This window comes from Synechococcales cyanobacterium T60_A2020_003 (assembly GCA_015272205.1).
Lineage (GTDB): Bacteria > Cyanobacteriota > Cyanobacteriia > RECH01 > RECH01 > JACYMB01.
Genome location: JACYMB010000166.1, coordinates 1 through 6,066, shown reverse-complemented (window position 1 = coordinate 6,066; position 6,066 = coordinate 1). Strand labels below are relative to the sequence as shown.

At 51.3% G+C, this 6,066-nt stretch carries 3 protein-coding genes; 2 read left to right on the top strand and 1 reads right to left on the bottom strand.

Annotated features, from left to right (window positions below):
- Positions 1–323: 323 nt before the first annotated feature.
- Positions 324–2,945, top strand: a complete 2,622-nt coding sequence (gene clpB, locus IGR76_08720; protein ID MBF2078589.1) for an ATP-dependent chaperone ClpB — start codon at positions 324–326, stop codon at positions 2,943–2,945.
- A gap of 423 nt (positions 2,946–3,368) precedes the next feature.
- Positions 3,369–4,442: a hypothetical protein gene (locus IGR76_08715; GenBank protein ID MBF2078588.1), complete on the top strand. Its 1,074-nt coding sequence runs from the start codon at positions 3,369–3,371 to the stop codon at positions 4,440–4,442.
- On the opposite strand, the gene IGR76_08710 is transcribed toward IGR76_08715, so the two are convergent.
- On the bottom strand, positions 4,439–6,066 hold a 1,628-nt coding region (locus IGR76_08710; GenBank protein MBF2078587.1), incomplete at its 5' end, for a PD-(D/E)XK nuclease family protein. The genes IGR76_08715 and IGR76_08710 overlap by 4 nt on opposite strands.

Below are 6,066 nucleotides of genomic sequence, written 5' to 3'. Positions count from 1 at the left end.
AAATTTACCATGCCTCTCCTGCCCGCAACCCCTCTTTCATGCAACAACGCCGATTTTCAACATGATTTAAAACCACGGGTACAACGCTAACGGGGGTGGCCTTTGGGAGAAAAGGGCGGCTATTTAGGTGTTTCAGGGTGTAAACACCGATCCTGAAAATTCTGTATTCCTTCTTACAATGACGGATGTAGGATATGGGCAATGCGGCTCTGGACTAGTTCTAACGATCTAGTTCGCTTGTAATCGGATCTGGTGCGTTGCGCTGGTATGTCCTACATTGTCCATGTTTACGTCCATCCCCCAACGCCACAGAGAGACAGACTATGCAACCAACAAACCCGAACCAATTTACCGAGAAAGCCTGGGAAGCGATCGCCCGCACGCCCGACATCGCCAAGCAAGCCCAACAGCAGCAGATCGAAGCAGAACACCTGATGCTGGCACTGTTGGAACAAGAGGGCTTGGCTGTCAGCATTTTTAATAAGCTGGGCATCAACGTGCAGCAATTGCGCGATCGCACCGAAACCTTTATCAAGTCGCAGCCAAAGGTATCAGGGAGCGGTAGTTCGGTTTACCTGGGGCGATCGCTGGACACGTTGCTGGATCGGGCTGAAAAATACCGTAAGGATTTTGACGATGACTTTATCTCGATCGAACACTTGCTGTTAGGCTATGCAAAAGACGATCGATTTGGGCAATCGGTATTTCGAGAATTTGGATTCACCGAAGCCAAACTGCGAGAAACGATTAATCAAGTGCGAGGGACTCAAAAGGTGACGGATCAAAACCCAGAAGGCAAATACGAAGCACTCGAAAAGTATGGGCGCGATTTAACGGAAGCGGCACGGCAAGGAAAGCTTGACCCGGTAATTGGTCGAGATGACGAAATTCGCCGCACGATTCAGATCCTTTCTCGCCGCACGAAGAATAACCCGGTTTTGATTGGGGAGCCGGGCGTCGGTAAAACGGCGATCGCCGAAGAACTGGCGCGTCGGATCGTCAGTGGTGACGTTCCCCAGTCCCTCAAAGACCGCAAGCTGATTGCCCTTGATATGGGTTCCCTGATTGCAGGGGCGAAGTACCGGGGTGAATTTGAGGAGCGTCTAAAAGCGGTTCTCAAAGAAGTGACCGATTCCGAAGGGAAGATCATCCTCTTTATTGATGAAATCCATACCGTAGTTGGCGCAGGCGCAACCCAGGGCGCAATGGATGCAGGCAACTTGCTAAAGCCAATGCTGGCTCGGGGTGAACTCCGCTGTATTGGCGCAACGACCCTGGATGAATATCGCAAATACATTGAGAAAGATGCTGCCCTGGAACGCCGATTCCAGCAGGTCTATGTTGATCAACCGTCGATCACCGATACGATCTCGATTCTGCGCGGTCTGAAGGAGCGCTACGAAGTCCATCACGGGGTGAAAATCTCTGATAGTGCCCTAGTAGCCGCCGCCACGCTTTCCACTCGGTATATTAGCGATCGCTTCTTACCCGACAAAGCAATTGACCTCGTAGACGAAGCGGCGGCAAAGCTGAAGATGGAGATCACCTCTAAACCGGAAGAACTGGATAAAGTGGATCGCGAAGTGCTGCAGTTGGAAATGGAGCGTCTCTCCTTGCAAAAAGAGAGTAATCCTGCCTCCATCGAACGTCTAGAGCGGCTTGAAAAGGAACTCGCAGATCTCAAAGAGCAGCAGAGTACCCTCAACGCTCAATGGGAAGCAGAGAAAGACGTGATCGGTGATATCCAAAAACTGAAGGAAGAGATCGATCGCGTCAATGTCGAGATTCAGCAAGCCGAGCGGGATTACGACCTTAACCGCGCCGCAGAACTCAAGTATGGTCGCCTGACCGATCTGCAACGTCAGGTACAGGAGGCAGAAACCCGACTCGCAGACACGCAAACTAGCGGCAAGTCTCTTCTCCGCGAAGAAGTCACCGAGTCTGATATTGCTGAAATTATCTCGAAGTGGACGGGTATTCCGGTCAGTAAGCTTGTTGAATCGGAAATGCAAAAACTCCTCCACCTGGAAGATGAACTCCATCAGCGGGTTGTAGGTCAGGATGAAGCCGTGACCGCCGTAGCCGATGCCATTCAGCGATCGCGCGCCGGACTAGCCGATCCTAACCGTCCGATTGCCAGCTTTATTTTCCTTGGCCCTACGGGAGTCGGTAAAACCGAGTTGGCAAAGGCCTTAGCGGCCTATCTCTTCGATACTGAAGATGCGATGGTGCGGATCGATATGTCGGAGTATATGGAGAAGCACGCCGTTTCTCGCCTGATTGGTGCGCCTCCCGGCTACGTGGGCTATGAGGAAGGGGGACAACTGACCGAAGCCGTGCGTCGTCGTCCTTATTCCGTGATTCTCTTTGACGAAATCGAGAAAGCCCATCCCGATGCCTTCAACGTGATGCTGCAAATCCTGGATGATGGACGGGTTACGGACTCTCAGGGACATACGGTGGACTTTAAGAACACAATCATCGTCATGACCAGCAACATCGGCTCCCAGTACATCGTGGAGTATGCGGGAGATGATGATCGGTACGAGGAAATGCGCTCCTGCGTGATGGATGCGATGCGGTCGAGCTTCCGGCCTGAATTCCTGAATCGAATTGACGAAATCATTATCTTCCACACCCTGAAGAAAGATCAGCTCCGCGATATCGTCAGACTGCAAACAGTGCGACTGGCAGACCGTTTGGGCGATCGCAAGATGTCGTTGCGCTTGTCTGATACGGCGTTGGACTTCTTGGCTGAAGTGGGCTTTGATCCGGTCTATGGTGCCCGTCCACTGAAGCGAGCCATCCAACGGGAACTGGAAACCCAGATCGCGAAGGGGATTCTCCGAGGCGACTTCCACGAAGGCGATACGATCTACGTCGATGTGGAAAATGAGCGGCTTGCCTTTAAGCGGCTGCCCGCAGAGGTGTTGACCACCCAATAAGGAGTGCTGAGTTGTCAATCGGCGATCGCCCTCTCCAAGGATCTGGTTTTACGATCAGATCCTTGTCTTTTATGGAGAGTTAGGGCGATCGCTCCCCGTTTTAGGTAACAAATGCCTTTAATTCTGATCGGATGAAATGTAGGTTTGGCGATCGCTTGTGGGTACCCTAAGGCTGGTGAACTTAATCCAAAGCAGGTTATGGGACTTCTCACAAAGCTTCTGTTGCGCCGATCTCGCTCCGCATCCGTCCAAATCCCACCCCCCCAACCCATTCAACCGTCTACGCCCCAACCTGGACTCGCACCGCTCGCCAACCCCAATCCACCCAAGTCCCTAACCGCCCTAGAGCAGGAGATTGAAGCCCAGTGGGTTCCAGTGCATCCCGTGTCCCACGCCAAACCCTTACAGCGCAAAGCAGGAAACCTGGTCAAACGCAGCCTCCTTGGGGCGATCGCCCTTGGGATTCCGGTTGCAGCACTGTGGGCGATCAATCTGCCCTATCCGGTGATTCGTCGTCCCGTAGCTCGTACCGCTCCCATCCTCCTGCTACCTAGCTACATCAGTATGGATCACCACTATCGGCAGGCGATCTCTCTGACTGAGCAAGCCGAGCAACTGATGAATTCGCCTACCAGCTTTGCCGATATTGAACTCGGTGCCCAGAAAGTAGAAGAGGCACAAACACATTTAGATAAACTCCCCCTCTGGTTTCTCAACGATTGGGGGGACTATCGCTACTGGTGGTATTCGTGGCGGTTCAGCATGAGCCAGTTCGATGCATCCCGTGCTCAAATTGGAACGCTCCAGGCAAAGATATTCCAGGAACAAAATGCTTACACGGCATACACCGCGGCGGATCAAGCTGTATCAGCCGCTAAGCAACAGTATCAGAAGGCTGTAAGTCCTACAGATAAAAAAGCGGCGATCGCCTCCTGGCAAACCGCATTAAACCAACTTGACCAGATTCCCAGCCAAACCTTTGCAGGTCAAACAGCCCAGAAACAGTTGGTAGCCTATCGCCAAGACTTTCAAGATACGGTTGGCGTTGCGGCAGATAGTGATCGAACTAATGCGGTGATTACGGCATCTCGTGAATTTGCGATGAAAGCGGCTCAAGCAGGACAGAATCCGCCCCATTCCGTTGAAGAGTGGAGACAAATAGAGGCATTGTGGAGTGAAGCGCTGACTCGTTTAGGCTCTATTCCGCCAACCGACGTGGAGGGATACGCCGAAGCTCAGCAGTTAATGGCAATCTATCGCGATAATCTACGCCAGATTAGCATTCGACGCAGCCAAGAGGAACAGGCTGTTGCTGCATTACAAAGTGCGCAAACTAAGATAGAGCGTTTACTGGCTACACCGGGCGATCGCAATTACAAGATCAGTCAACTGCAAAGTATCATCAACGAACTCAAGCGGATTCCCAATGGTACAACGGCCTATCTCGAAGCCCAAAGTCTATTAGTCTACGCACAAAACGCCCTGAGTAAACTCTAATCGAGTTTGGTATTCAACTCAATTGTGGGTGCAAATAGACTTTGTAGACGGACTAAATTGGCTCCAGATTGATAGAGGAGATCCCCTTTACCCAGTAAATAAGCTGCTTCAGATTGTTTTCCACCTAGAATGATCGCGGAATCGGCTTCGCTGGCGGTGCGGAGCGCTACTCGTCCTGGTAAGTTTGACCGAATGATAGGAGTCACTATTTTTGCCTCTGGTCGTTGGGTGGCAATGATCAGGTGAATACCTGCGGCTCGTGCCATTGCGCCCAGTCGTTTAATGCTGAGTTCTAAGGCTTGAGCCGTTTCTTTCTCTGCCATAAAGTCAGCATATTCATCAAAAATACAAACGATTCGAGGTAAGAGGCGATCGGTGTTTTGGAGATTTTTCTGGTTATAGCTCTTTAAGTCGTTGCATTTGTTCGTCTCAAATTTTTGATAGCGAGACTCCATTTCGGCAACTAACCGATCCATCAGTTCAATGGCGCGATCGCTCTCTTTAGCAACGGGCGTATACAGCCACGGGATAGTCTCAAACTCTGGAAAGGTCACTCGTTTGGGGTCAACCAGTGCCACTTTCAGGTTACGGGGAGAGTAGCGGGTGAGAAGACTGAGAAGGAGCGATCGCAAAAATTCACTTTTTCCGCTTCCGGTGGTGCCACCCACTAAAAAATGACAGGTATTTGGATCGGAGAGATCCGCCTCAATCAGTTGGCCTTCTAAATTCACTCCAATCGCAATCCGGGTGGAAGCCGTTGGCGGCAGATCTTCCGGTTGAATATAACGATCAAAATAGGCTGATTGGCGATCGGGGCGAGGCAAGTCAATACTCACGTAACCCGCTTGAGGCGCAATCATGGGAGGGCTGACAATGCCTAGCTGAACCCTCAAATCGTCCGACAATTTCAAAATAGAGTTAACCTTGACGCCGGGCATTGGTTTTAACTTCACCCGAATAAACGCAGGCCCGATCGCTGCCCCTTGATAGGTTACCCCAACCCCAAAAGATTCTAAGGTTTGCACCAAACTTTCCCCAATCTCATCGGCATTGGGGGGCACGTTTTCCCCAACCTCCACCTTCTGCTCTACCGTAGAGTGGGCATCCACCACCCGTGTCCCCACCCCTGACTCAGCACCATTCGGACGAGACGAACGAGGCAAAGACACCGAATCCGTTGACGTAGATTCTGGTTCTGGTGAATCAGCTTGATCGTCAGCGCTTGAGAAAAAAGTCTGGCACTTGGTCTGCTGCGGGCAAATCTCACAAAGATAGGATTGGCTAGTCGGCGGAGGTGGATCGGGTTGTCCCTGTTGCCAATTCACCCATTGCCGCATCTGCAACAATTTATGCGGAATCATTTGATGAACAGTATTTTTGAGTTCATCCCAGGTGAAGGTTAGCTCTCTTAAGTCTGGCAGAACGCTATAGACCGCTGAGTTAATAGGAACCCCGATATGCTCCTTGAGCATGTAGCTATACAACGCCACCTGAGCCAGTTGAGCCGACTGATCCACGGGTTGGTAGGTCTTATATTCAACGACACATAACCGATGTTGCTCAAAATCATACGGCGTTGTTGCATGAAAGAGGGGTTGCGGGCGGGAGAGGCATGGTAAATTTC